The sequence below is a fragment of the Nonomuraea sp. NPDC054003 genome, assembly GCF_055585125.1.
Genome location: NZ_JBVJKR010000007.1, coordinates 147803 through 172074, shown reverse-complemented (window position 1 = coordinate 172074; position 24272 = coordinate 147803). Strand labels below are relative to the sequence as shown.

At 72.1% G+C, this 24272-nt stretch carries 25 protein-coding genes and 3 tRNA genes; 13 read left to right on the top strand and 15 right to left on the bottom strand.

From position 1 onward, the window contains the following. Position 1: 1 nt before the first annotated feature. Positions 2–217: a helix-turn-helix domain-containing protein gene (locus tag ACZ6YG_RS20010; RefSeq protein WP_466018831.1), complete on the top strand. Its 216-nt coding sequence runs from the start codon at positions 2–4 to the stop codon at positions 215–217. After that, on the top strand, positions 217–1431 hold the full coding sequence (locus ACZ6YG_RS20005; protein WP_466018830.1) for a tyrosine-type recombinase/integrase: 1215 nt from the start codon (positions 217–219) through the stop codon (positions 1429–1431). The genes ACZ6YG_RS20010 and ACZ6YG_RS20005 overlap by 1 nt, the downstream gene beginning before the upstream one ends. Positions 1432–1485: 54 nt before the next feature. Here ACZ6YG_RS20005 and ACZ6YG_RS20000 read toward each other — a convergent pair. Beyond that, positions 1486–1560: transfer RNA gene (locus ACZ6YG_RS20000), tRNA-Val, on the bottom strand. A gap of 434 nt (positions 1561–1994) precedes the next feature. Here ACZ6YG_RS20000 and ACZ6YG_RS19995 point away from each other — a divergent pair. Beyond that, a complete protein-coding gene (locus tag ACZ6YG_RS19995) occupies positions 1995–2411 on the top strand; it encodes an SsgA family sporulation/cell division regulator (RefSeq protein WP_148030778.1) in 417 nt (138 codons plus the stop codon). 5 nt (positions 2412–2416) lie between these two features. Here ACZ6YG_RS19995 and ACZ6YG_RS19990 read toward each other — a convergent pair whose 3' ends face one another. After that, positions 2417–3058 carry a DUF305 domain-containing protein gene (locus tag ACZ6YG_RS19990; protein WP_466018829.1) on the bottom strand — a complete coding sequence of 214 codons (642 nt, stop codon included), beginning with the start codon at positions 3056–3058 and terminating at the stop codon, positions 2417–2419. Positions 3059–3113: 55 nt separating this feature from the next. Here ACZ6YG_RS19990 and ACZ6YG_RS19985 point away from each other — a divergent pair, with 55 nt between their 5' ends. Next, the gene (locus tag ACZ6YG_RS19985; protein WP_466018828.1) at positions 3114–4481 is read left to right on the top strand and encodes an LVIVD repeat-containing protein; all 1368 of its coding nucleotides are present in this window, start codon (positions 3114–3116) and stop codon (positions 4479–4481) included. 41 nt (positions 4482–4522) lie between these two features. On the opposite strand, the gene ACZ6YG_RS19980 is transcribed toward ACZ6YG_RS19985, so the two are convergent. The 3 genes from ACZ6YG_RS19980 to ACZ6YG_RS19970 are packed head-to-tail and all read right to left on the bottom strand — an operon-like array spanning position 4523 to position 7244. Further along, on the bottom strand, positions 4523–5353 hold the full coding sequence (locus ACZ6YG_RS19980; protein WP_148030776.1) for an aminotransferase class IV: 831 nt from the start codon (positions 5351–5353) through the stop codon (positions 4523–4525). Beyond that, positions 5350–6354 (bottom strand): chorismate-binding protein, encoded by a 1005-nt coding sequence (locus ACZ6YG_RS19975; RefSeq protein ID WP_466018827.1) that lies wholly within the window; start codon positions 6352–6354, stop codon positions 5350–5352. Before ACZ6YG_RS19975 ends, ACZ6YG_RS19980 begins: the two co-directional genes overlap by 4 nt. Continuing rightward, positions 6330–7244 (bottom strand): LysR family transcriptional regulator, encoded by a 915-nt coding sequence (locus ACZ6YG_RS19970; protein ID WP_466018826.1) that lies wholly within the window; start codon positions 7242–7244, stop codon positions 6330–6332. Before ACZ6YG_RS19970 ends, ACZ6YG_RS19975 begins: the two co-directional genes overlap by 25 nt. Positions 7245–7302: 58 nt before the next feature. Between ACZ6YG_RS19970 and ACZ6YG_RS19965 the strand changes: the two genes are divergently transcribed. Continuing rightward, the gene (locus ACZ6YG_RS19965; RefSeq protein ID WP_466018825.1) at positions 7303–8475 is read left to right on the top strand and encodes a Rid family hydrolase; all 1173 of its coding nucleotides are present in this window, start codon (positions 7303–7305) and stop codon (positions 8473–8475) included. Here ACZ6YG_RS19965 and hutH read toward each other — a convergent pair. Genes hutH through ACZ6YG_RS19950 form a run of 3 tightly spaced genes read right to left on the bottom strand, consistent with a single transcriptional unit; the run spans position 8472 to position 11242 of the window. After that, a complete protein-coding gene (hutH, locus tag ACZ6YG_RS19960) occupies positions 8472–10022 on the bottom strand; it encodes a histidine ammonia-lyase (RefSeq protein ID WP_466018824.1) in 1551 nt (516 codons plus the stop codon). The genes ACZ6YG_RS19965 and hutH overlap by 4 nt on opposite strands. Positions 10023–10038: 16 nt before the next feature. Then, entirely contained in the window at positions 10039–10743 is a 705-nt protein-coding gene (locus ACZ6YG_RS19955; protein ID WP_397197373.1) for an ArsR/SmtB family transcription factor, read from the bottom strand. Positions 10744–10786: 43 nt separating this feature from the next. After that, positions 10787–11242 carry a DUF4383 domain-containing protein gene (locus ACZ6YG_RS19950; RefSeq protein ID WP_148030770.1) on the bottom strand — a complete coding sequence of 152 codons (456 nt, stop codon included), beginning with the start codon at positions 11240–11242 and terminating at the stop codon, positions 10787–10789. Between the two features lie 86 nt (positions 11243–11328). Between ACZ6YG_RS19950 and ACZ6YG_RS19945 the strand changes: the two genes are divergently transcribed. From ACZ6YG_RS19945 to ACZ6YG_RS19935, 3 genes are all read left to right on the top strand, one after another. Beyond that, the gene (locus ACZ6YG_RS19945) at positions 11329–12075 is read left to right on the top strand and encodes an SDR family oxidoreductase (RefSeq protein WP_271278681.1); all 747 of its coding nucleotides are present in this window, start codon (positions 11329–11331) and stop codon (positions 12073–12075) included. A gap of 74 nt (positions 12076–12149) precedes the next feature. Beyond that, a tRNA-Gly gene (locus ACZ6YG_RS19940) sits at positions 12150–12221 on the top strand. A 14-nt stretch (positions 12222–12235) separates the two neighbouring features. Further along, positions 12236–12310 (top strand) — tRNA-Val (locus ACZ6YG_RS19935). Positions 12311–12338: 28 nt separating this feature from the next. On the opposite strand, the gene ACZ6YG_RS19930 is transcribed toward ACZ6YG_RS19935, so the two are convergent. Both ACZ6YG_RS19930 and ACZ6YG_RS19925 read right to left on the bottom strand, forming a co-directional pair. Continuing rightward, complete coding sequence (locus ACZ6YG_RS19930; RefSeq protein WP_466018823.1) at positions 12339–12599, bottom strand: hypothetical protein; 261 nt, start codon at positions 12597–12599, stop codon at positions 12339–12341. Positions 12600–12662: 63 nt separating this feature from the next. Continuing rightward, the gene (locus ACZ6YG_RS19925; RefSeq protein WP_466018822.1) at positions 12663–13085 is read right to left on the bottom strand and encodes a hypothetical protein; all 423 of its coding nucleotides are present in this window, start codon (positions 13083–13085) and stop codon (positions 12663–12665) included. Positions 13086–13159: 74 nt separating this feature from the next. Here ACZ6YG_RS19925 and ACZ6YG_RS19920 point away from each other — a divergent pair, with 74 nt between their 5' ends. The 5 genes from ACZ6YG_RS19920 to ACZ6YG_RS19900 all read left to right on the top strand — a co-directional run bounded on the left by ACZ6YG_RS19920 (position 13160) and on the right by ACZ6YG_RS19900 (position 17105). After that, the gene (locus ACZ6YG_RS19920) at positions 13160–13804 is read left to right on the top strand and encodes a hypothetical protein (protein WP_466018821.1); all 645 of its coding nucleotides are present in this window, start codon (positions 13160–13162) and stop codon (positions 13802–13804) included. A gap of 116 nt (positions 13805–13920) precedes the next feature. Further along, the gene (locus ACZ6YG_RS19915) at positions 13921–14631 is read left to right on the top strand and encodes an IclR family transcriptional regulator (RefSeq protein ID WP_187281077.1); all 711 of its coding nucleotides are present in this window, start codon (positions 13921–13923) and stop codon (positions 14629–14631) included. Positions 14632–14640: 9 nt separating this feature from the next. After that, positions 14641–15291, top strand: a complete 651-nt coding sequence (locus ACZ6YG_RS19910) for a Rossmann-fold NAD(P)-binding domain-containing protein (protein WP_219548189.1) — start codon at positions 14641–14643, stop codon at positions 15289–15291. A gap of 75 nt (positions 15292–15366) precedes the next feature. After that, positions 15367–16467: an LLM class flavin-dependent oxidoreductase gene (locus tag ACZ6YG_RS19905; protein ID WP_466018820.1), complete on the top strand. Its 1101-nt coding sequence runs from the start codon at positions 15367–15369 to the stop codon at positions 16465–16467. After that, complete coding sequence (locus ACZ6YG_RS19900; RefSeq protein ID WP_466018819.1) at positions 16464–17105, top strand: FMN reductase; 642 nt, start codon at positions 16464–16466, stop codon at positions 17103–17105. The genes ACZ6YG_RS19905 and ACZ6YG_RS19900 overlap by 4 nt, the downstream gene beginning before the upstream one ends. Before the next feature lie 3 nt (positions 17106–17108). On the opposite strand, the gene ACZ6YG_RS19895 is transcribed toward ACZ6YG_RS19900, so the two are convergent. From ACZ6YG_RS19895 to rhaI, 5 genes are all read right to left on the bottom strand, one after another. Beyond that, positions 17109–18026 (bottom strand): NHL repeat-containing protein, encoded by a 918-nt coding sequence (locus ACZ6YG_RS19895; RefSeq protein WP_466018818.1) that lies wholly within the window; start codon positions 18024–18026, stop codon positions 17109–17111. 75 nt (positions 18027–18101) lie between these two features. Then, positions 18102–18698 (bottom strand): DUF1349 domain-containing protein, encoded by a 597-nt coding sequence (locus tag ACZ6YG_RS19890; RefSeq protein WP_466018817.1) that lies wholly within the window; start codon positions 18696–18698, stop codon positions 18102–18104. A gap of 46 nt (positions 18699–18744) precedes the next feature. After that, entirely contained in the window at positions 18745–21003 is a 2259-nt protein-coding gene (locus ACZ6YG_RS19885) for a DUF4132 domain-containing protein (RefSeq protein ID WP_466018816.1), read from the bottom strand. 76 nt (positions 21004–21079) lie between these two features. Further along, entirely contained in the window at positions 21080–23119 is a 2040-nt protein-coding gene (locus tag ACZ6YG_RS19880) for a bifunctional aldolase/short-chain dehydrogenase (RefSeq protein WP_466018815.1), read from the bottom strand. Next, on the bottom strand, positions 23119–24270 hold the full coding sequence (gene rhaI, locus ACZ6YG_RS19875; RefSeq protein WP_466018814.1) for an L-rhamnose isomerase: 1152 nt from the start codon (positions 24268–24270) through the stop codon (positions 23119–23121). The genes ACZ6YG_RS19880 and rhaI overlap by 1 nt, the downstream gene beginning before the upstream one ends. Positions 24271–24272 lie beyond the last annotated feature (2 nt).

Sequence of the window (24272 nt, the reverse complement as noted above, 5' to 3'; positions counted from 1 at the left end):
CATGCCCACTCACGGCAGGACCGTCATGTATCCGGGCCAAGCCCTGTACGACGTCAACGAGGCTGGCGTCGTACTCCGCCTGTCCCGGCGGTACCTGTACGAACAGATCCGGTCCGGACGCCTGCGCACCGTCAAGGCCGGACGTGCGCGCCGCGTGCCCGCATCCGCCATCGCCGAGTACGTAGCGCTCTTGGAGCGGGAAGGACAGTCCGCCTGATGAGCGCACGACGTAGCAGAGGAGACGGCGGGCTTTACTGGAGTGAGAGCCGCCAACGCTGGATCGCCGAAGTCACCGTCGGCTACACCCCCGCAGGAAAGCGCATCACCAGGAAAGCTGCCGGACGCACCAAGACCGAAGCCAAGGTCAAGCTCAAGGAAGCCCTGCGCGACCTCGACGACGGTCTCACCCTTACCGCCGGTCATGACACCATCGCAAGCGCAGTACACGACTGGCTGGCCTTCGGGCTCGCGGGCCGTGATCCCAAGACGATCGAGACCAAGCGCGTCCTTGCTGAGAAGCACATCGTCTCGCTGCTCGGAGCCCGCAAGCTTCGGGAGCTGTCGGCCGATGATGTCGATCGGTGGCTCGCCGACCGAGCCAAGCACGTCTCCACGCGGACACTCCAAGAACTGCGCTCGATCCTCAAGCGGGCGATCACCCGGGCACAGGCCCGCGACAAGGTCAGACGCAACGTCGTGCTGCTCTGCGAACTGCCGAAGGGCAAGCCAGGACGCCCGTCCAAGTCCCTGACACTCACGCAAGCTGAGGCGGTGCTCACCGCTGCCGAGCAAGCCAAGCCCTGGCTAGCGGCGTACGTCGCGCTGTCACTCCTCACCGGCGCTCGTACCGAGGAACTGCGTGAGCTCGCCTGGTCGCACGTGGTCGCCTACGACAAGGACCGCCAGGAGTGGCGGCCCGTCATCGAGGCCAGTTGGGAGCATGAGGAGTTCGCGGTGTACGTCTGGCGGTCGGTGCGTGCCAGCGGGGACACCAAGACCCCCAAGTCGCGCCGCACGCTCCAACTCCCCCATCGGTGCGTCCGCGCTCTGGTCGTGCTCTGGGATCACCTGGACGCCCGCGAGGCGACACCAGGCAAGGACGATCAGGCGCGCTTAGTGTTCGCTACCCGGACCGGCACCGCGATGAGTGCCGGCAACGTCCGCCGCGAATTCCGGCGCGTCATCACCCGGGCCGGTCTCGTCGCCACCGACTGGACGCCCCGGGAGATGCGGCACAGCTTCGTGTCACTGCTGTCGGCAGACGGCGTCCCCGTCGAGCACATAGCCCGGTTGATCGGGCACGCTGGCGGATCGGCGGTCACCGAGAAGGTCTATCGCCATCAGATCAAGCCCGTCATCCAGGATGGCGCGATCGTCATGGACCGGATCTTTCCCGGTGATGACGGTGAAGAGAGACAGTCACTCAGTTAGTCACTGGAGAGATCACAAAGGGCCACTCCCTGACCGGGAAGTGGCCCTTGACCATGGTGGGCGATACTGGGATCGAACCAGTGACCTCTTCGGTGTGAACGAAGCGCTCTCCCGCTGAGCTAATCGCCCGCCCCGCCTGGCCCCCGCGGGGCCCGACGGGGAAAACCATACCGCACTCCGGCACCCGCTGGCGAAACGATAGACGGCAGGGTGAGGATTCGGGGTGAAACGCGGCGGTTGCCCACCGCCGTGGCAGGCTCGTGGCATACCATCGTCGTGTCCCGGGTAGACGCCCGACGTGCTCACTATCGAGAACGGTCGTCGGCGGCTCCCTGAACGAGATCCACTGCACGCAAAACCCTTGCAAATACGGCCCAACTGATCCCGTTTAGCCAGGTAGATGCCTAAATGTCCAGCTGTGAGTTGCGTTACAGAAGGCCCTCGGAGCGGAATCTTTCCAACGGGTTTCTTCGTTCCGCCGTCATAGCTCGGACGAGGACGAAGTACGCCCGAGCAGTGAAAGCCCCGTAGAGGGGACCTACGACGAAAAGGTTTGGCTGACGATGAACAGCACCACCGTCTCCGCCGAGCTTGGCCTTCGGCTTGTGGTCCCCGACCGTACTACCGTCCCCCTTCTCGCCGGGCTCAGCTACACAGCCGACGACCCGTACGCCATCCGCATGGCCTTCCACGTGGGGAACGACGAGCCGGTCGAGTGGATCTTCGCCCGTGAGCTGCTGACCGTCGGCATCGTCCGGCGGGTCGGCGACGGCGACGTGCAGGTGTGGCCGGCGCGCGCCGACGGCGAGCGCACGCTGCACATCAGTCTGACCTCCCCCTTCGGGCAGGCGCTGTTCGAGGTGCCGCTGGCCCCGCTGACGGAGTTCCTGCACCGCACCTACGAGAAGGTGCCGGCCGGGCGGGAGACCGACTACATGGATCTGGACTCCGAGCTGTCCAACATGCTCTGGTCCAGCTGAGCGGGTCAACGGGCGGGCAGCTTGTCCAGGATCTTGCGCATCCTGGCGATCTCGATGCCCTGGCCCGCGTACATGTCCCTGGCCATGAGACGCATCCGCTGATCCCTGCCTCCGGCCAGCTCCTCCTCCGCCATCTTGAGCGCGCCCTCGTGGTGCCTGATCATGAGCTGCAGGAACATGCGGTCGAAGACGCCGCCCTCGGCCGCGCGTAGCGCCTTCAACTGCTCCTCCGTCGCCATGCCGTAGCCCTCCATGCCCCGATGGTCGTGACCGGACGGGACGCGGCGGCCCAGGGCGGCCAGCCAGTCCGACATGATGGTGATCTCGGGCTGCTGGCTGAGCGCGATCTGCTCGGCGAAGCCGAGCACCGAGGCCGTGGTGGTGCGGTTCGCCGCCAGGGCGGTCATCTCCAGCGCCTGCCGGTGGTGGGGGATCATGCCTTCGGCGAAGCGCACGTCCGCCGCCGTGGGGGTGGCCGGCACCTGCCCGATCTGTTCGCCGGGGGTCGCGGTGCGGGCCGTCGCGCCGGGGCTCTGCGGCACGATCACCGGCGCCTCGGTGCCGACCGGTGACGGCTGCGGCGCCTCCGCACCGCAGGCCGCGAGGGCCGACGATGTCAGCAGAACTGTGACCAATAGCGCGCGCATTCCGGACCTCTCTGGCATAGCTTCCATACTGAGCTATGAGACGAGGGGGACAGGCGTGATCTTCGCCAAGGTTCGATGGGTCGCGCTGGGGGCGGCCTTTCTGCTGGTCACCGCATGCGCGGGAAGCCCAGAGCCGGAGGCGGAGGCGCCGCCCGCCAGCCAGCGGCCTCAGTCGTCGCAGAGCGAGGCCTCGCCCGGTGAGGTCATGACGAGCGAGAACGTCACGCACGTGGCGAACGTGCCGCGCACCGCCCCGCTCAACGGCCCGATGGACTGGAACACCGACCTCGCCTTCCAGGGCGACTACCTCTACATGGGGAACTTCGGCGGGTTCTCGATCTTCGACATCAGCGACCCCACCGCCCCGAAGATCGTCAGTCAGGTCACCTGCCCGGCGCAGCAGAACGACGTGTCGGTGCACGAGAACCTGGTGATCCTGTCGATCGACGCGCCGCGCAGCGGCGAGGGCTGCGACTCGACGGAGGACCGGGGCGCGTGGGAGGGCCTGCGCATCTTCGACGTCAGCGACAAGAAGAACCCGAAGTACGTGGGAGCCGTCGCCACCGAGTGCGGCTCGCACACGCACACGATGGTGCCCACGGACGACAAGCTGCTCGTCTACGTCTCCTCCCCCGGGCCCGAGCCCTCCTCCGACACCTGCCCGCCGCCTCACCAGCTGCTGCAGATCGTGGAGATCCCGATGGACGACCCCGCCTCCGCCAAGGTGCTGGCGACCCCGGAGATCCCGATCGAGAACCAGGGTGAGGGCACCGGCTGCCACGACATCACCGCCTACCCGGAGAAGAACCTGGCCGCGGCCGCCTGCTTCGGCGACGGCTTCCTGCTCGACATCACCGACCCGGTGAGCCCCAAGCTGATCCAGCAGGTCACCGACCAGGAGAACTTCCAGATCTGGCACTCGGCCACCTTCAACAACGACGCGACCAAGGTGCTGTTCACCGACGAGCTGGGCGGCGGCTCGTCCCCGACCTGCACCTCGGAGATCCCCGCCACCAAGGGCGCGAACGCGGTGTACGACATCGTCGGCGGCAAGCTGGAGAAGCGCGGCTACTTCAAGATCCCGCGTGAGCAGCAGGAGACCGAGAACTGCGTCGCCCACAACGGCTCGCTGCTGCCGATCCCGGGCAAGGACATCATGGTCCAGGCCTGGTATCAGGGTGGCGTGTCCTTCCTCGACTTCACCGACTCCAACGCCATCAAGGAGATCGGCTTCTTCGAGCGCGGCCCGTACCCGGAGGAGGGCATCGCCGGGTCGTGGTCGGCGTACTACTACAACGGGTACGTGTACTCGGCCGACATCCAGATGGGCCTGGACGTCCTGAAGATCGACGACCCGCTGACGGATCCGGCCAAGGACGTCAAGATGGACGACTTCAACGTCCAGACCCAGAAGAGCTACTGACCTGAGCGGGGCCGCCCCGGTGGGGCGGCCCGGCGCGGGACTCAGGGGTCGAGGTCGGCGGCGGCGCGCTCGGCGAACACCCGCATGGCCTTGGCGGTGATCGGGCCGGGGGCGACGGGCAGCACGGTGTCGTCGACGCGGGCGATCGGCTGGACGTCGCGGGTGGTGGAGGTGAGGAACGCCTCCTCCGCGGAGTAGAGGGCGGACAGCGGCACGTCGGCCTCCTCGGCCCCGGACCACTCGACGACCAGCGCGCGGGTGACGCCCGCCAGGCAGCCCGCCTCCAGCGTCGGGGTGAGCAGCCGTCCGTCGCGGACGATGAAGATGTTGGAGCCGGTGCCCTCGCACAGGTTGCCGGCCAGGTTGCCGAAGATCGCCTCGCCGCCGCCGCGGGCCTTGGCGTAGGCCAGGGCCTTGGCGTTGTCGCCGTAGGAGGTGCTCTTGACGCCGGACAGGGCGCCGCGCTCGTTGCGCGGCCAGGGCACGACGGTGACGTCCGCGGCGGCGGGGAACGGCTTCTGCTCGTCGACGATCACCACGGAGGTCGCGCCCTGGTTGCCGCGGTCGGAGCCGAGCGGGCCGGGGCCGCTGGTGTAGGTGACGCGGATGCGGCCGAGCGGCCAGGCGGGGGCGGCGGCCAGGCACTGCTCGATGCCGCCGGCGATGGCATCCAGGTCGGGCTCGGGCAGGTCCATGCGCCGGGCCGAGAGCCTGAGCCGGTCGAGGTGGCGGGTGAGGGCGAAGGACCTGCCGTTGACGATCTTGATCGTCTCGAACACGCCGTCGCCGACCATGAGGCCGTGGTCGAAGACCGAGACGGTGGCCCGCGCGGGGTCGTGCAGTTCGCCGTTGACCCAGACCGGGACGTTCATCGCTTTCCTCCTGAGGATGCCAGTGTGATCAGCCTGGACGCCTTGAGCTCGGTTTCGAGCCATTCCCGCCCGGGGTCGCTGCCCCAGGTGATGCCCGCTCCGGTGCCGAAGCGGATCTGGCCGGCGCGGATCCAGAACGTGCGGATGCCGACGGCCAGCGCCGCGGTGCGCCGGTCGGCGTCGACCCAGCCCACGGCCCCACAGTAGGGCCCGCGCGGCTCGGGTTCGAGTTGATTGATGATGCGCAGGGCCGAGGATTTGGGCGCGCCGGTGACCGAGCCGGGCGGGAATGTGGCGGCGAACAGCTCGGCCCAGCCCACTCCCGGCTCCAGCCGGGCGCGGACGGTGGAGACGAGGTGGACGAGGCCCGGGTGCTCCTCGACGGCGCACAGTTCGGGCACCTCGACGCTGCCGGGGACGGCGACCCGGCCGAGGTCGTTGCGGACCAGGTCGACGATCATGACGTTCTCGGCGTGGTCCTTCTCCAGCAGGTCGCCGGCGGTGACGCCGGTGCCCTTGATGGGGCGGGACTCGACCACGTCGCCGTCGCGCGACAGGTAGAGCTCGGGCGAGGCGGAGACCACGTCGAGGCCGGGCAGGTGGATGACGGCGGCGTGCGGGGCGGGGTTGCCGGCGGCGAGCCGGGCGGCCAGCGCCAGCGGGTCGGACCCGGCGGGCAGCGGGGCGGTGAGGACGCGGCAGAGGTTGGCCTGGTAGACCTCACCCTGCTCGATGTGGTCGCGGATGGCGCGCACGCCGGCCTCGTAGGCGGCCCGGTCGAGGGAGCTGTGCCACTCGCCGGGGCGCGGGCCGTGCCAGGGGCCGCGCGGCGGGGGCAGCGCAGCCCGGCGCACCCGGTCGAAGCGGGCGCAGGTGACCTTGCCCTCGTAGTCGACCACGACGGCCCACCAGCCCTCGCCGTCGAGCGCGGCGAGGTCGGTCGTCACGTCGCGCAGCCCGGAGGCGAACCGATCTCCTAAGTGCGCGTATCCGTCGTACACGCCTTCCATTCTCCCAGCATTCCGGCGAGCTCCGTCGCCGCCGGGAGCGCCGGGTCGGGCAGGGCCGCGTACACGGTCCGCGCGGGCAGCTGCCCGCGCAGGCGGCGCAGGACGAGCGAGGCCGGCACGGCGCGGGCGGCCAGCTCCGGCACGAGCGTGACGCCGAGCCCCGCGGCGACGAAGCCGAACTTGCCCGACCACTCGGCGACCCGCAGCCCGCCGCGCGGGGTGAAGCCGGCGGCGGCGCAGGCGGCCAGGAGCAGGGTGGGCTGGCCGCGCGGGGCGGCCTCGATCCACGACTCCCCGGCCAGGTCGCGCAGGTCGACGTCGTCCTGGCCGGCCAGCGGGTGGTCGCGGGGCAGCGCGACCAGCAGGCGGTCCTCCAGCAGCGGGACCAGGCGGAGCCCGCCGGGCGGCGTGACCAGGTAGTCGCTGATCACGGCCACGTCGAGCGCCCCGGCGTGCAGGCGCTCGATCAGGCGCGGGCTGAGCGCTTCGGCGAGCCGCAGGTCGACCGCCGGCCGGCGGTCGGCGAACCGTTTGAGGGTGGCGGGCACCAGGTCGGCGTTCGCGGTGGCGAACGAGCCGACGTGCAGCGTGCCGCCGCTGCCGCGGTGCAGCGCGGCCAGCTCCTCCCCCGCTCGTTCGAGCCGGTCGAGGACCCCGGCGGCGTGGCGGTGCAGCAGGTGGCCGGCGGGGGTCAGCCGGACGCCTCTGGGCAGGCGTTCGAAGAGCGGCCCGCCGGCGGCGCGTTCGAGCGCGGCGACGCGGCGGGAGACGGCGGACTGGGTGTAGCCGAGCAGCTCGGCGGCGGCGGTGAACGATCCGCTCCTGGCGACCTCGTCGAACAGGCGGAGCGTGGCGGTGTCGAAGGCATTCGTATCAGGCATGGCTGCCATGCAATATAGTCGCTGGTGGAATACCACGCGTTCGGCTTCACTGTGGGACGTGATCGCATTTCTCGGACAGGGACGCATGGGCGTCCCCATGGCCCGGCGGCTGGAGCGCGCCGGGCACAAGGTGACCACGTGGCGGCGCGGGACCGGGGTGACGGCCGCCTCGGCCGTCGAGGGCGCCGGCCTCGTCATCACGATGCTGCGGGACCCGGCCGCGGTGCGTGAGGTGCTGGCGGCGGCGCTGCCGGGGCTGCGGCCCGGGGCGACGGTGGTGGAGATGTCCACGATCGGCCCGGAGGAGGTGCGCGGGCTGCGCTCGCTGCTGCCGCCGGAGGTGCGCCTGGTGGACGCGCCGGTGCTGGGGAGCGTCGGCCCGGCCGCCGAGGGCGCGCTGACGGTGCTGGCCGGCGGTGACGTGTCCGGCTGCCGCGAGGTGCTGGAGGTGTTCGGCACGGTGCGCGAGTGCGGCCCGCTCGGCGCGGGCGCGGCCATGAAGCTCGCCGTCATGAGCGCTCTCGTGCCCGCCCAGGTGCTGGTCGCGGAGACGCTCGCGTACGGGACCGCGCACGGGGTGGATCGTGCGGCGCTGCTGGAGGTGCTGGCGGGCACCCCGCTCGGACCGGTGGCGGAGCGGCTGCGCGAGCCCGCGCGGGAGACCCGCTACGCGCTCGGGCTGGCGGCCAAGGACCTGGGCCTGGCCGCGTGGCCGGGGGCGACGCTGGCGACCGCGGCCCACCGGCGGCTGCGGGAGGCCGAGGCGGCGGGCCTGGGCGAGCGGGACCTGACCGCCGTCGCCGGGCACGTCGAGGGCGGGCGTGACCCGGTCGGGGAAGAACGGCGGGCGGTGCCGCTCAACCCCGCGACGGTGCCGGCCACGAACGGGATGTACTCGCACGCGGTGCGCGTGGGCGACATGCTCTACGTGTCCGGCCAGGCGGCCTTCGACGAGCGTGGCCGGCTGGTCGGCGAGGGGTCGATGACCGAGCAGGCCGAGCACGTCTTCAGGTGCCTGGGCGAGATCCTCGCCGACCAGGGCGCGGGGTTCGGCGACATCGCGTTCCTGCGCACGTACCTGACCGACATGGACGACCGTGTCGAGTACGGGCAGGTGCGCAGGAAGTACATCACCGGTACTCCCCCGGCCAGCACGACCGTGGAGGTGTCGAAGCTGTTCATGCCGGGGCTGCTGCTGGAGGTGGACGCGATCGTCGCGCTGCCGTCCTAACCCAGCGGGCCGGTGACGGACTCGGCCGCCGCGACCACGCCGCCCTCGGCCACCAGCCGCACCGCCGCGTCGATCTCCGGGGCGAGGAACCGGTCGGGACCCGGCCCCGGCACGGTCTCGCGCAGCGCCCCAACCACGGCGGCGGTCGCCGGGGCGGGCGTGAGCGGGCGGCGCAGGTCGAGCGCGCGGGCGGCGGTGAGCACCTCGACGGCCAGCACCCGGGTGAGGCCGTCGACGGAGCGGCGCAGCTTGCGGGCCGCCGACCAGCCCATCGAGACGTGGTCCTCCTGCATGGCGCTGCTGGGGATGGAGTCGACGCTGGCGGGCACGGCCAGCCGCTTCAGCTCCGAGACGATGGCGGCCTGCGTGTACTGGGCGATCATGTGGCCGGAGTCGACCCCGGGGTCGTCGGCCAGGAACGCGGGCAGGCCGTGGTTGCGCGCCACGTCCAGGAAGCGGTCGGTGCGCCGCTCGGACATCGAGGCCAGGTCGGCGGCCACGATGGCGAGGAAGTCCAGCACGTACGCGAGCGGCGCGCCGTGGAAGTTGCCGTTGGACTCGACCCGGCCGTCGTCGAGCACGGCCGGGTTGTCGACGGCGCTGGCCAGCTCGCGCGCGGCGACGGCGGCGGCGTGCGCGATCGTGTCGCGGGCGGCGCCGGCGACCTGCGGGGCGCAGCGCAGCGAGTAGGCGTCCTGGACGCGGGTGCACGCCTCGGGGTCGCGGTGGCTGGCCATGATGCCGGAGCCGGCCAGGATCCTGACCATGTTGGCGGCGGCCGCGGCCTGGCCGGGGTGCGGGCGCAGGGCCTGGAGCTCGGGGGCGAACACGCGGTCGGTGCCGAGCAGCGCCTCGACGCTCATCGCGGCGCTGACGTCGGCGGTCCTGGCCAGGCGGGTCAGGTCGTCGATGGCGAGGATGAGCATGCCGAGCATGCCGTCGGTGCCGTTGATGAGGGCCAGGCCCTCCTTGGCGGCGAGCTCGACCGGCTCGATGCCGGCCTGCTTGAGCGCCTCGGCCGCCGGGGTGACATTTCCGGATTTGTCGCGTACGACGCCCTCGCCCATGAGCGTGAGGGCGACGTGCGCGAGCGGCGCGAGGTCGCCCGAGCAGCCGAGACTGCCGTACTCGTGCACCACCGGCGTGATGCCCGCGCTGAGCAGCGCGGCGAGGGTCTTGGCCGTGGTCGGGCGGATGCCGGTGTGGCCGGTGGCGAGCGTGTGCAGGCGCAGCAGCATGAGCGCGCGCACCACCTCGGTCTCCACCTCGGGGCCGTTGCCCGCGGCGTGCGAGCGCACCAGCGAGCGCTGCAGCTGCGCGCGGAGCGCCGGGTCGATGTGGCGGGTGGCCAGCGCGCCGAACCCGGTCGAGATCCCGTACGCGGGGACGGGGGCCTCGGCCAGGTCGTCCACCCGCTGACGGGCGGCGGCGACCGCGGCGACCGCGTCGTCGGTGAGCCGGACGGGGGCGCCGTGTCTGGCCACCCGGATGACGTCGTCGAAGGTGAGCGGATCGGGACCGACGTTCACGACCTCGTTGTCGCGCATGATGTGCTTCTCCCGCTTAGGTAACCGGCGAATGCGATGTTAGCTCCTTACCGGAGAACAACGCGGCCAGCCCCTCCCGTCCCTCCCCGGTGAGCACGACCGCGCGCGGCAGACTGCCCCTGCGGTACCAGCCGCGCTCCAGCAGCACCGTGGTGACGGCCGCGCCGAGCGCGCCGCCGAGGTGGGCGCGGCGCTCGGTCCAGTCGAGGCACTCGGGCGCGAATCTGCGCTTGGCCCGGCGCGCCCGCGCGACGTCCACGCCCAGTTCCGCCAGCAGCCGTTCCCCCTCCGGGGTGACCCGCTCGCCGTCCAGGCAGCCCTGCCCGCGCAGCGCGTCCAGCAGGGCCACGCCGGCCCGCCCGGCCAGGTGGTCGTAGCAGGTGCGCGCCTCCTCCAGCAGCCGGGCCTGCCGCGACTGCCGCAGCGACCGCACGGGCGGCCGCGCGCTCACCCTGGCCAGCACCTCCAGCACCTCGGCGACCTCGTGCCCGGCCAGCCGGTAGTAGCGGTGGCGGCCCTGCCGCACCACGCCGACCAGCCCGCCGTCGAGCAGCCGGGCCAGGTGGGCGCTGGCGGTGGCCGCGCTCACCCCGGCCACCCGGGCCAGCTCGCCGGCCGCCAGCGCGCGCCCGCCGAGCAGCGCCGTAAGGATCGCGGCCCTGGTCGGGTCGGCGATGAGCGCCGCGACCGGCGCGATGTCCGCATCGGATGGGTTACCCATACCGTGACCGTAGCCCAGGCACGTTTCGACGCCGGTCGAAGCGTCACCGGTGCCGGGTCCCGAGGGTGCGGCGGCCGAGCAGCCCGCCGATCACGATCATGCCGACGCCCAGCACGAAGTGCAGCCAGTCGTCCGCGGTGTTCAGCGGCACGAAGTTGGCCGCGCTCTCCTTGTCGACGAGCAGCCCGTAGACCCACAGCAGCAGGTAGATGACCCCGCCGCCGATGAGGAACGCCTTGGCCGCGGCCGCCGTGCGCGCCATGAGCAGACCGGCGACCCCGAACAGCAAGTGCACGATGTTGTGCAGGACCGACACCTGGAACAGGCCGAGCAGCCGCGCGTCGGAGTGGTGACCGGCGAACTGCATGGTGTCGTAGTTCGTGGTGACGCCCGGCACGAAGCCGAGCAGGCCGACGATCAGGAACGCCACCCCCACGAGCAGCGCCGCCTTCTGTACGGGCGAGCGCGTGGTACCGGCGTGAGACTTCGGGGTGACCATGAGACCCTTCCCCCTCGTACGGGTTTCCGGCTCACACACCGCTACCCCGCGATGCGCGCCGCATGCGCCTCGATAGGGTGGCGGACGTGCATGAGCAGGGAAGAGTCGCGCTGGTCACCGGCGCATCGCGCGGCCTGGGCGCCGCGATCGCGCGCCGGCTGGGCGCCGACGGGTGGGCCGTCGCGGTCAACTACCGTTCCGACACGGCGGGGGCCGAGGTGGTGGCCGGTGAGATCAGGGCGGCCGGCGGGCACGCGGAGGCGTTCCAGGCGGACGTGACGGACGAGGCCGCCGTCACCGGCCTGGTGGCCCGGGTCGCGCGGGCGCTCGGGCCGGTCGAGGCGCTGGTGCTGAACGCCACCGGCCCGCAGCCCGAGGTCGGCGTCGAGGAGCTCACCTGGCAGGCGCAGCTCGACCAGCTCACGTTCTTCGTCAAGAGCCCCACGCTGCTCGTCCAGGCCTGCCTGCCCGCGATGCGGGAGCGCGCCCGGGGCCGGGTGATCCAGATCGGCTCCGACATCGTGGACCGGTCGCTGCCGCGTACCTCCGCCTACACCGCCGCCAAGGCGGCGCAGCACGCGATGACCCGCTGCTGGGCGCGCGAGCTCGGCCCGTACGGGATCACCGTGAACGTGGTCGCGCCCGGCTGGATCCCGGTCGAGCGGCACGCCGGTCTGGAGGCCGGCGACTACGTCGCGGAGGTGCCGGTGGGGCGGATCGGGACGCCGAGGGACGTCGCGGCGGCGGTGGCGTTCGTGGCCTCCGACGAGGCCGCGTACCTGACCGGGCAGCGCGTCACCGTCAACGGCGGGCACACGTCGATCCCCGTCTGACGGACAATCCGGTTTGGGGAGTCGGCGACTATTCGCTATGGTTCTCTCGTCACCCGGTGTTCATCCGGGCGGGCGCGGAAGTGGCTCAGTGGTAGAGCATCACCTTGCCAAGGTGAGGGTCGCGGGTTCGAATCCCGTCTTCCGCTCGGTTTCCCCACGCGGACGATTAGCTCAGCGGGAGAGCGCTTCCCTGACACGGAAGAGGTCACTGGTTCAATCCCAGTATCGTCCACCACCAGCCCTCGGCCCTCCGCCGAGGGCTTTCAACGTTTGGCGCCATTCCAGTTCTCCCAAAGGGCTTCGCCCACCAGGCGCTCCGCGCCATGACAGCTCAGGCGTTTCCTTCCAGCCGGCCTGTCGGCCGACCCCTGGAGGCCGTCGCTCGCGCCTGGCGGCGCTCCACATGAGGTCGTTTCCGAGACACCTGCCTCGAAGCCGTCGGCCACCGCGTCCATCCTCCACCACAGGCTGGACCCCGCAGGCTGGACGAGGTCGAAGGCGTCCGGCCCGATCAGCCGGTCCATGGCGCCTGGCCGCCGGGAGCGCCGCTCTGACGACTGGCCGGCCGACGCGAGTGCGTCGCCGGGTCAGTGGCCGGGCTGGAGCAGGTCGTACGCGTCGTTCAGAGCAGGGGTCGGCGACAGGTCACGGGCGGCGCGGATCGCGGCCGGCAGAAAGGTGATCCAGATGCCGGCCAGGGTCTCGATCTGGCAAGGACGGTCGCTTCTCAGCCAGTGGAGTGCCGTCTCGTCGCAGGCCGCGGCGAACCCGCGCAGCGGCAGCCGGAGGGCGGGGTCGTCGGCGTCGAGGCCGAGCAGCCCGCAAACGGCGTGCAGCCCTTCGCAGCGCGTCCCCTCGCAGGCTCCCAGACGACGACGGCGGCCTCGGCGCGGCGCAGGACCAGGCTCAGGGCGACGTCCTCGTTCGTCCAGGAACCGCAGGTGACCGGACGAGGTGACGGCACAGCCGCTCGACCGGGGTTCCGCCGGGACCTCCTCCCGAATGATCACGACTGGAACTAAGCCGCCCGGGCGCACTAGTCGATCACAACCAGTCCTCAAGTGCCGCCGTCCACGATCTGATCATGGGGAAGAGGACGCGGGAGCGCCGTAACAGGCGGCAACGGTGGGAGGCGGCCCGAGCTTACGCCGGAGCGCGGGAGCGGCGGAAGGCCGCCGGCGCGCGGGCGCGGGAGCAGCGGCTCACCGCGGACGGCTCCTCTCCGGCGGGTGAGACCAGCGCGAAAGTGTTCGCCGGGTTGGGGGTGCTCATGCTGGTCTTCGCACTGGTGGGGATTCCGTTCCTCATCCTCGACTCGACCGTGCCCGAGGTGCAGACGGCGCTCGGGATAAGAGGGACGCCCGGGACCGCGACCGTCCTGTCCTGCAGGGCGTACCGGGTCAGACGCAGCACCCGCTACGACTGCGAGGCCCGGTTCGTGTTCGAGGACCCGGCCAGAGCGCCGATCGTCATCAAAACCGTGGCGGACGTGGAGGTGGGCGAGACGTTCCCGGCCGCGATCGGCCCGCAGGGAGACCAGGCCCTCCCCACCGGGGCCCGAGGCGTGTGGAGGGCCGTCCCGGTGATGAGTGTCGTCCTGCTCACGCCGGCCATATTGCTGTTCTGCCTCGGCCTCCTGATGAGGTCCAGGACGATGAAGATAGGAGCGGGGGTGCTGGTCGCGATCATGGCCGTGGCCGTGACCACAGGATTGACACTCGGCCGGTGAGGGGTCCGCGGGGTGTCGCCGGGGGTAGCCTGCCGGTTTTCAGATGGCGCACACCGGAGGTCCGGCGGATGCTGGTGTGCATGAATGGCGAGGAACCCAGCGATCTCATCCGTAGCGTGTCCCGCGCGCTGCGCGTGCTGGAGGAGGTCTCCCAGTCCGACCGGCCGCTGACGGTCAAGGTGATCGCGCGCCGGTGCGGGCTGAATCTGTCGACGTCCTACCATCTGGTGCGCACGCTCTGTTACGAGGGTTACCTGCATCGGCGGCCCACCGGGGACTACCTGCTCGGGCCTCAGGTGGCCGAGCGCTTCCACGACATGCTGGACGCCTTCCGCCGGCCTCCGGAGGCGTGGGCGGTGCTCACCCACCTGGCGGCGACCACCGGGCACACCGCCTATCTGGCGCGGCTGGCCGACAGCCGGCTGGTGGTCGCGGGGGTGGCGGAAGGGCCGGCGTCGCCGTACCTGGAGGATCTGCAGACAGGGCTGGAGGCGGCGCCGCACGCGACCGCGCTCGGCAAGGCGCTGATGCTGACGCTCCCCCGGGAGGCGCGGCGGGCGCTGCTCGCCGAGACCGGGATGCGGCGGTTCACGCCCGCGACGCCCGTCCGGCCGGAGGAGCTGGAGGCGGAGCTGGGCGGGATGCGCGAGGACCAGGTGGTGGAGGAGCACGGGCAGTTCCGCGAGGAGGTGGCGTGCGCCGGCGTCGCGGTGCCGGGGGCGACCGCGGACCCGCGCTGGGCCCTCGCGATCTCGACGCGAGGGCTGGACATCCCGCCGTGGGTCCGCCGCAGGCTGCGCGAGGCGGCCGCCGACCTGGGGGGTTAGGCTGCGGTCATGAGGGTCGTCGTGTTCGGCGCCACCGGCATGCTCGGGCAGGGCGTGCTGCGCGAGTGCCTGGCCGACGACCGGGTGGAGGCGGTGCTGACCGTCGGCCGCTCCCCCACCGGGCTCGCGCATCCCAAGCTGCGCGAGATCCGCCACGCCGACCTGCTCGACCTGGCGCCCGTCGCGGGCGAGCTGGCCGGGTACGACGCCTGCTTCTACTGCCTGGGGGTGTCCTCGGCGGGGATGGGCGAGCGGGAGTACCGGCGCGTCACGTACGACTTCACGCTGTCGGCGGCGGGCACGCTGGCCGGCCTCAGCCCGGGCTCGACGTTCGTGTACGTGTCGGGGATCGGCGCCGACGCCCGGAGCCGCACGATGTGGGCCAGGGTGAAGGGCGAGACGGAGAACGCGCTGCTGGCGCTGCCGCTGGAGGCCTTCGTGTTCCGCCCCGGATACATCCAGCCGCTGCACGGGGCCACGTCCAGGACCCGGCTCTACCGGCTGGCGTACGTGGTGGCGGCGCCGTTCTATCCGATCCTGCGGCGGGTGTTCCCGTCGTCGGTGACCACGACGGAGCAGATCGGGCGGGCTATGATCGCGGTGGCCGCGCACGGTGCGCCCGTCCGGGTTCTCGACGCGGCCGCGATCAACGCTCTGTGACACCCTGGAATAACGCGGTATGCCCGGACGCTTACATAGCTGTTGAAACTTCAACAGTACAGGTGGGTGACTAAAATGCAGTTTGGGATCTTCAGTGTCGGCGACGTGACCACGGATCCGACCACGGGGCGTACCCCCACCGAGGGCGAGCGCATCAAGGCGATCATGCGGATCGCGCTCAAGGCCGAGGAGGTGGGCCTGGACGTGTTCGCCACCGGGGAGCACCACAACCCGCCGTTCGTGCCGTCCTCGCCGACGACCATGCTCGGCTACATCGCCGCCAGGACCGAGCGGCTGGTGCTGTCCACCGCCACCACCCTGATCACCACGAACGACCCGGTCAAGATCGCGGAAGACTACGCGATGCTGCAGCACCTGGCCGACGGCCGGGTGGACCTGATGATGGGGCGCGGCAACACCGGGCCGGTCTACCCGTGGTTCGGGCAGGACATCCGGCAGGGCATCCCGCTGGCGGTCGAGAACTACGCGCTGCTGCACAAGCTGTGGCGCGAGGACGTGGTCGACTGGGAGGGCCGCTTCCGGACCCCGCTGCAGGGCTTCACCTCGACGCCGCGCCCGCTGGACGGGGTGCCGCCGTTCGTGTGGCACGGCTCCATCCGCACTCCGGAGATCGCCGAGCAGGCCGCCTACTACGGCGACGGGTTCTTCGCCAACAACATCTTCTGGCCGAAGGAGCACTTCATCCGGCTGATCAGCCTCTACCGGCAGCGGTACGCCCACTACGGGCACGGCACGCCGGAGCAGGCCATCGTCGGGCTCGGCGGGCAGGTGTTCATGCGCAAGAACTCCCAGGACGCGATCCGCGAGTTCCGCCCGTACTTCGACAACGCCCCGGTGTACGGCCACGGGCCGTCGCTGGAGGACTTCATGGCCGAGACGCCGCTGACGGTCGGCAGCCCGCAGCAGGTCATCGACCGTACGCTGCGGTTCCGCGAGTACTTCGGCGACTACCAGCGGCAGCTGTTCCTCATGGACCACGCCGGGCTGCCGCTGAAGACGGTGCTGGAGCAGCTCGACATCCTCGGCGAGGAGGTCGTGCCGGTGCTGCGCAAGGAGTTCGCGATCGGCCGCCCGGCCGGCGTCCCCGACGCCCCCACCCACGCCTCCCTGGTCGCCGCCCGGGAAGCCGAGAACGTCAAGGAGGTCAACGCATGAAGCTCGTCGTCGTGACGGCCGGGCTGACCCAGCCGTCCTCCACCCGCCTACTCGCCGACCGCCTCGCGCAGGCCGCCGGCGAGCGGCTCGGCGGCGCGGCCGAGACGACCGTCGTCGAGCTGCGCGACCTGGCGGTGGACATCGCCAACAACTTCGTCACCGGCTTCCCGAACACCCGGCTGCGGCAGGCGATCGACGCCGTCACCGGGGCCGACGGCCTGATCGCCGTGACCCCGGTGTTCACCGCCTCCTACAGCGGGCTGTTCAAGTCGTTCTTCGACGTGCTCGACCCGCAGGCGCTGGCGGGCAAGCCGGTCCTGATCGGCGCCACCGGCGGCACGCCCCGGCACTCGCTGGTGCTGGAGCACGCGATGCGTCCGCTCTTCGCGTACCTGCGCGCCGTGGTGACGCCGACCGCCGTGTACGCGGCCTCCGAGGACTGGGGCGGCGGCGACGACGCCTTCACCGACGGGCTGTCCGACCGGATCGCCCGCGCGGCGTCGGAGCTGGCCGACCTCATGGGCCGCCGGGCCCCGCACGCCGCGCCGACGGTGAACGGGAAGCGGGCCGGCGGCGCGGAGGCCGAGGACGTCGTCCCGTTCGAGGAGTATCTGGCCTCGATCCGGCCCCCGTCCTGACGGTCAGTGCCCGGCCTTGACGGACACCACGTCGTAGGCGGTGTCGGGGGCCGGCGGGGTGGTGAAGCGGGCGTTCGGCAGGTAGAGGCGCCCGCCGAAGGCCGCCACCGTGGTCGGCACGTCGAACCGGTCGTCGGTCAGCCGGTCGACGACCCGTCCCGACGAGCCGTCGGCGCTCATGCGGACCACGGCCACCGTGTTCAGCCGGTTCTGCACCACGTACAGGGTGCGGCCGCGCAGCAGCAGGCCGTCGCCGTTGGCGAGCGACTCGCCGCCGAGGTCGACCTCGGTGGTGACGCCGCTGCGCGGGTCGGTCCTGAACAGCTTGCCGGTGTTGGACTGCACGACGAGCAGGTTCCTGTGGTCGGGCGTGGGGGCGATGCCGTTGGCGTTGGTGCCGGTGGCGAACTGGATCGCGCCGGTGAGCGGGATGGTCACCGCCTCCCGCGGGAGCCCGCCGTGGCGGCCGAGCGGGAGCTTGTAGAGCACCGGGTTGGCCGAGTCCGTGATCCAGGCGGCGTCGCGGAAGAGCAGCACGTCGTTGACGAACGCGGTGCCGGTGGCGAGCTGGTACGACCTGATCACCGCGCCGGTGCGCAGGTCGATGACGCGTGCGTCGCCGGCGTTGCCCCCGGCGACGAACAGCCGCCCGCGGTCGTCGGACTTGAGGCCGAGCGACTGGGTGCCCGGGCCCTTGCTGATGATCTTCCCCTGGCCGGTGCGCAGGTCGGCGCGGTAGATGTCGCCGGTCGCCCGCGATCCGAAGTAGGCGTGCGGGCCGGGGCCGATCTCGATGCCCTCCGGCTGGAACCCCGCCGGCAGCGGGAAGGTGGCGGGCGGGGCGGCCGCCTGGGCGGGCGGAGCCAGGAGCGCGCCCGCGAGCGCCGCGCAGAGTGCGGTCTTGAGGATCGCTGATCTCATGCGGCCCACGATCCCCCTGCCGCGGGCCGCCGCAAAGGCCCAGGAGCGGGCTTCACAGCGACCTCTGAGGATTGCTCACTCCCCGTTGCGCAGATCGGTCAGCCGTTCGGACGCGTACCGGATGTCCTCGAAGCGGACCGTGGCGCCCTGTCCGGTGGGGCTCTGGGCGAGGAAGCCGGCCTCGGGGTCGCCGTCGAGCGCGAAGTATCTGATGAGGCTCCAGGGGCCTGCCCCTTCGGCGACGTGGAAGGCGAAGGCGGCGCCGACGCGGGAGACGCGGAGCCTGATGTCGTCGCCGGTCATGGGCACGGAGTTGCAGTCGTCGGAGACGCCCCGGGTGACCACCGAGACGACGGTGGGCGTGCCCTGCGGGGAGAGTTCGAGGCAGAGCTTGGCCCACCGGTCGCCGTCGGCGTACAGCAGCAGGACGCCCGCGTCGAAGGTGGAGCGGAGGTCGAGCTTGACCCGGGCGCTGAGGGTGAAGTCACCGTCGAGCCGTCCGACCAGGGCGGGAGCGTTGGCGTAGCGGTTCGGCTCGCCGGGATCGGAGAACAGGTCGGTGCCCGCCGCCGCGGTGATGACGAGCGTGTCGTCGCCGTCGGCGCGCCACCCTTCGGGCTCGTTCAGCCAGCGCAGCGGGGCGGGGAACGCGGGCAGGGATACGGCAGCCATCAGGCGTCTTCCTCCAGAGTCGTCACGCGACCGGTCCGCCCTCACCCTAGCCCTGATTGGGAGCGCTCCCAACAGATCTGGCGCTCTCGTCCGTGATCCCGGTGTCGGCGGCCAGCAGGAACGCCTTGGCGAGGATGAGCGCGAGCGTGCCGTCCTCCTCGAAGGGCAGGAAGATCCGCCCGCCGGGCTTGCGTGCGCCGGCGATGGACAGGGGGACGTCGCCGGGCTCCATGAGGACGCTAGCGCCGCCCAGGTGGATCTTGTAGGTGCGCAGGTCGCCGCGGACGACCAGGTGGCGGTCGGTGAGCGTGCACCGGCCGGCGATGGCGGTGCCGGGCAGGATGCGCTCCAGCGCGTCGCGGCGCACCCGCGCCGACGCCGGAAGCTCGTACGCCTCGGCGGAGCGCGCGTGGCGGTCGCCGTCCCGGGCGGGGCCGGCGACGAACAGATCGACGTCGCGCATGGCCTCGCTGAAGACCAACGGCGGCACCCCGGCCAGGGGCGTCTCCCGCCACCGGCGGCCGTCGCGCCGGTCGAAGCGGACCTGGCCGGTGGTCGCGTACGCGGCGTCGCCGGTCAGCTCGTAGCCGAACCGGACCCGCCAGGCGCCCTCGGCCAGCTCCTTCCATGCCTCGCCCGGCTCGCCGTGGTGGCGCAGCCAGGCGGGCTGCCAGCCGCGCTGCTTGGCGAGCGCGTAGAGGCGGTCGTGGCCGACGAGGCGGGCGGCGAACCTGCCGGAGGAGGCGGCGTGCTCCTCGGCCGGGGTGAGCGCGTAGACCTCGCGGTAGGCCTGCTTGAACGGCTGGCGCAGCCGCCGCTCGGCGACGGTCTCGCGCCAGGCGCGGATCTCCTCCATCGGGGCGCGGGCGGGGTGCCAGAGGGTGACCTCGCCTCCGGGCTCGCGGTCGCCGGGCAGGAACGGGGCGCCGTCATGCCAGATGAGGGCGCGGGCGACGGCGCCGGTGACGGGGTGGTCGCGGTAGAGGCGGGCCCACTCCCCCGGCGGCCAGGACCGTTCGACGCCGAACAGGGCCTCCAGCCGGTCACGCTCGGCCGACAGGGTGTGCCGCACCTCCTTGACCAGGGCCTTGATCTCGCCGGTGGCGGCGAGCCCGGAGGGCAGGCCGCGCCTGGTGCGGCCACCGGCGTCGCGGGCGGTGACGCGCACCGTCCTGGCGTCCTCGACGGTGACGGTGACGGTCCACGCGCCGTCGGCCCAGTCGCGGCTGCCGTCGGCGGACAGCCCGTGCCCGGGGACGCCGCGCTCGACGAGCTGGGCGGCGGTGACGCCGTGGCGGGCGGCGGCCGTGGCCAGGGCGGCGGCGATCTGCTTGAGCAGGGATCTGCTCCTGACGTCCTGCTGGAGGCGGCGCAGCGCGTCGACGGCGCCCTCGCACTCGGCCAGCGCGTGGACGACGCCGCTGGCCAGTTTGAGGTCGGGCTCCATGCCGCTGCCGTGGCCGCCCGCCGCGAGGACCAGCCGGGTGAGGGCGGGCGCCGCGCCGCCGACCCCGGCCAGGGCCGCGGCCCAGGCGAAGCCGCGGGCGACGTCGGTGTTGACGTCGGTCATGAGGAGGCGGGCCGGGCCCCCGTGACGGCCGCCCTCGTAGCGGGCGCCGTCGAAGGCGCGCAGACCGGCCGCGACCAGCTCGCCGGCGCCCTCGACCGCCAGCAGCTCCAGGCAGCGGGCGCGCCACGCCTTGGCCGGGCGCGGGCCGCCGGCCACGCTCAGGTGGTCGACGAGGGCGACGAGGTGCGGGGCGGGCGGCTCGCCCAGGTGGTCGCGTACGGCAGCGCCCCAGCCGTCTCTGCCCAGAGGAAGAGCGAGCGGGCTGGGATTGACCCGGGCGAGCGCGCGCTGCATGCCCTTGCGCTCGTCGGGGCTGAGCGGGCACTCCTCGATCGCGTCGAACAGCGGCTCGACCGCCTTCCACGGCTCGTGCCGCGCCTCCGCGGGGAGCGCGGCGCTCTCGCCGGCCAGATGGCTGATCCAGCCGACGTCGCCGTGGTCGAGCCGGCGCTTCCTGGCGGCGGCGAACAGCTCGGTCATCTCGGCCGGGGTCCACGCCCCGCCGCGGTGGACGGCCAGCGACAGCTCGCGGCCGTATGCGTCGGCCCGCAGCCGGGCGAGGCGGACGGCGGCCTCGCGGCAGGTGGCCCGGTCCGCCTTCGCCAGGTGGCGGTGGACCACCTCCAGCACGGTGTGCGCCTTCGCGCGGATCCGCTCCCGCTCGTCGTGGGCGGTGATATGGAGGTCGTCCATGGCGCGGTCGAGCGTCTCGAGCTTGTCAAGCCATTCCAGCATGGCGCCGATCATGCCCGACGGCACCGACAAAGACGCCGCCCCCGGCTGTCCTGCCGGGGGCGGGTTCCGGTACGGGTCAGCGCAGGAACGCGGCGGCCACCCCGGCGTCGACGGGGACGTGCAGGCCGGTGGTGCGCGACAGGTCGCCGCCGGTGAGCGCGAACACGGCCGCGGCCACGTGCTCCGGCAGCACCTCCTTCTTCAGCAGTGTCCGCTGGGCGTAGAACTCGCCGAGCTTCTCCTCCTCGACCCCGTACACGGCCGCCCGGTTGGCGCCCCAGCCGGAGGCGAAGATGCCGGAGCCGCGGACCACGCCGTCGGGGTTGACGCCGTTCACCCGGATGCCGTGGGCGCCCAGTTCGGCGGCGAGGAGCCGTACCTGGTGGGCCTGGTCGGCCTTGGCGGCGCCGTAGGCGACGTTGTTCGGCCCGGCGAAGACGCTGTTCTTGGAGGAGATGTAGACGATGTCGCCGCCCAGGTCCTGGTCGATCAGCACGCGGGCGGTCTCGCGGGAGACGAGGAACGAGCCGCGCGCCATCACGTCGTGCTGGAGGTCCCAGTCGTCGAGCGTGGTCTCCAGCAGCGACCGCGACAGCGACAGCCCGGCGTTGTTGACGACGAGGTCGACGCCGCCGAAGGCGAGCACGGCCTGCCGGATCGCCTCCTGGACCTGCTCTTCGGAGGTCACGTCCACGCCGGCCGCGATCGCCACGTCCCGCCGCAGGTGGGCGGCGGCCCCCAGCTCGGCGGCGACCTTCTCGGCGGCGGCCAGGTCGCGGTCGGCGACCACCACGCAGGCGCCCTCGGCGGCCAGCCGGCGGGCGGTGGCGGCGCCGATGCCGGACCCGCCGCCGGTCACCAGGGCGACCCGTCCGGCCAGCGGTCTGGGCTTCGGCATCCGCCGGAGCTTGGCCTCCTCCAGCTCCCAGTACTCGATGCGGAACTTCTCCGCCTCGTCGATGGGCCGGTAGCTGGACAGCGCCTCCGCGCCGCGCATCACGTTGATCGCGTTGACGTAGAACTCGCCGGCCACCCGGGCGGTCTGCTTGTCCTTGCCGAAGCTGAACATGCCGACGCCGGGCACGAGCACGATGGCCGGGTCGGCGCCGCGCATCGGCGGCGAGTCCGGGGTGGCGTGCCGCCGGTAGTAGGCGGCGTAGTCGTCGCGGTAGCGGGCGTGCAGCTCGCGCAGCCGGGTCACCGCGTCGGCCAGGGGGGCGTCCGGCGGCAGGTCCAGCACGAGCGGGGCGACCTTGGTGCGCAGGAAGTGGTCCGGGCAGGAGGTGCCGAGCGCCGCCAGCCGGGGGTGTTCGGCGCGCGACAGGAAGTCGAGCACCTCGGGGGTGGCGGTGTAGTGGCCGACCTGCCGGGCGTCCGTGCCGGCCAGGCCCCGGACGACGGGGAACAGCTCGGCGGCGCGGCGGCGCCTGGCCTCCTCCGGCAGCGGCTCGTGGACCACCGGCCCGAACGGGTCGGGACGGCCGTACGCGGCGATGTGGGCCTCGGCGGTGCGGATGATGTCGAGCGAGTTGCGCTCGCACTCCTCGCTGGTGGCGCCCCAGGCGGTGATGCCGTGGCCGCCGAGCACGCAGCCGATGGCTCGGGGGTGGTCCTTCTTGATGGCGGCGATGTCCAGGCCGAGCTGGAAACCGGGCCGCCGCCACGGCACCCACACCACGCGGTCGCCGAAGATCCGCTCGGTCAGCTCGGGGCCGTCGGCGGCGGTGGCGATCGCGATGCCGGAGTCGGGGTGCAGGTGGTCCACGTGGGCGGCGTCGACCAGGGCGTGCATGGCGGTGTCGATCGACGGGGCGGCGCCGCCCCTGCCGTGCAGGCAGTAGTCGAACGCGGCGACCATCTCGTCCTCGCGCTCGACGCCCGGGTAGACGTCCACCAGGGCGCGGACCCGGTCCAGCCGGAGCACGGCGAGGCCGGCGGCCTTGAGCGTGCCGAGGTCGCCGCCGGAGCCCTTGACCCACATGAGCTCGACGTCGCCGCCGGTGACCGGGTCGGTCGCGGAGCCCTTGGCGGAGGTGTTGCCGCCGGCGTAGTTGGTGTTGCGGGGGTCGGCGCCGAGCCGGTGGGAGCGGGCCAGGAGTTCGTCGGGCGTGGTCATCAGGCGCCCCACCCGGCCTGGGCGCCGCCCACCCGGTCGGCGGCGATTTTCTCGAAATATCCGGACTTGGCGTACGCGGCCATCGGGTCCGGCGCCAGCCCCGACTCCTCCCGCAGCTCCGCCAGCAACGGCCGCACGTCGGTGTTGTAGGCGTCCATCAGCACGGCGTTCGCGCCGAGCACGTCACCGGCCCGCTGGGCCGCGGCCAGCGCCTCCCGGTCCACGAGCAGCGCCTTGGCGGTGGCCTCCTGCACGTTCATCACCGACCGGATCTGTCCGGCGATCTTCGGCTCGATGTTGTGGCACTGGTCGAGCATGAAGGCGGTCCGCTCGGTGAACCCGCCGCCGCCGATCACCTCGTACATGATCCGGAAGAGCTGGAACGGGTCGGCGGCGCCCACCATGAGGTCGTCGTCGGCGTAGAAGCGGGAGTTGAAGTCGAAGCCGCCGAGCTTCCCCTCGCGCAGCAGGAACGCCACGATGAACTCGATGTTGGTGCCCGGCGCGTGGTGGCCGGTGTCGACCACGACCTGCGCCTTCGGGCCGAGCTTGACGCAGTGCGCGTACGCGGTGCCCCAGTCGGGCAGGTCGGTCATGTAGAAGGCGGGCTCGAACAGCTTGTACTCCAGCAGGAACCGCTGGTCGTCGCCGAGCCGCTGGTAGACGGCGGCCAGCGCCTCGGCCAGCCGGTCCTGCCTGGCCCTGATGTCGTCCTGCCCCGGATAGTTGGTGCCGTCGGAGAACCACAGCTTGAGCGTGTCGGACCCGGTGGCGTCCATGATGTCCACGCATTCGAGCAGGTGCGCCAGCGCCTTGGCCCGCACCTTCGGGTCCGGGTGGGTGACGCTGCCCAGCTTGTAGTCGTCGTCCTGGAACACGTTGGAGTTGATCGCGCCGATGCCCACCCCCAGCCCGGCGGCGTGACCTGCCAGGTCGGCGTAGTCGTCGACCTTGTCCCACGGGATGTGCAGCGCCACCGTCGGCGCCACCCCGGTGAACGCGTGCACCTGGGCGGCGTCGGCGATCTTCTCGTACGGGTCGCGCGGCACCCCCCGCTGGGCGAACACCTTGAAGCGCGTGCCGGAGTTGCCGTACGCCCACGACGGCGTCTCGATCCGCTGGGCGCGGAGCGATTCCTTGATCATTCTCATAT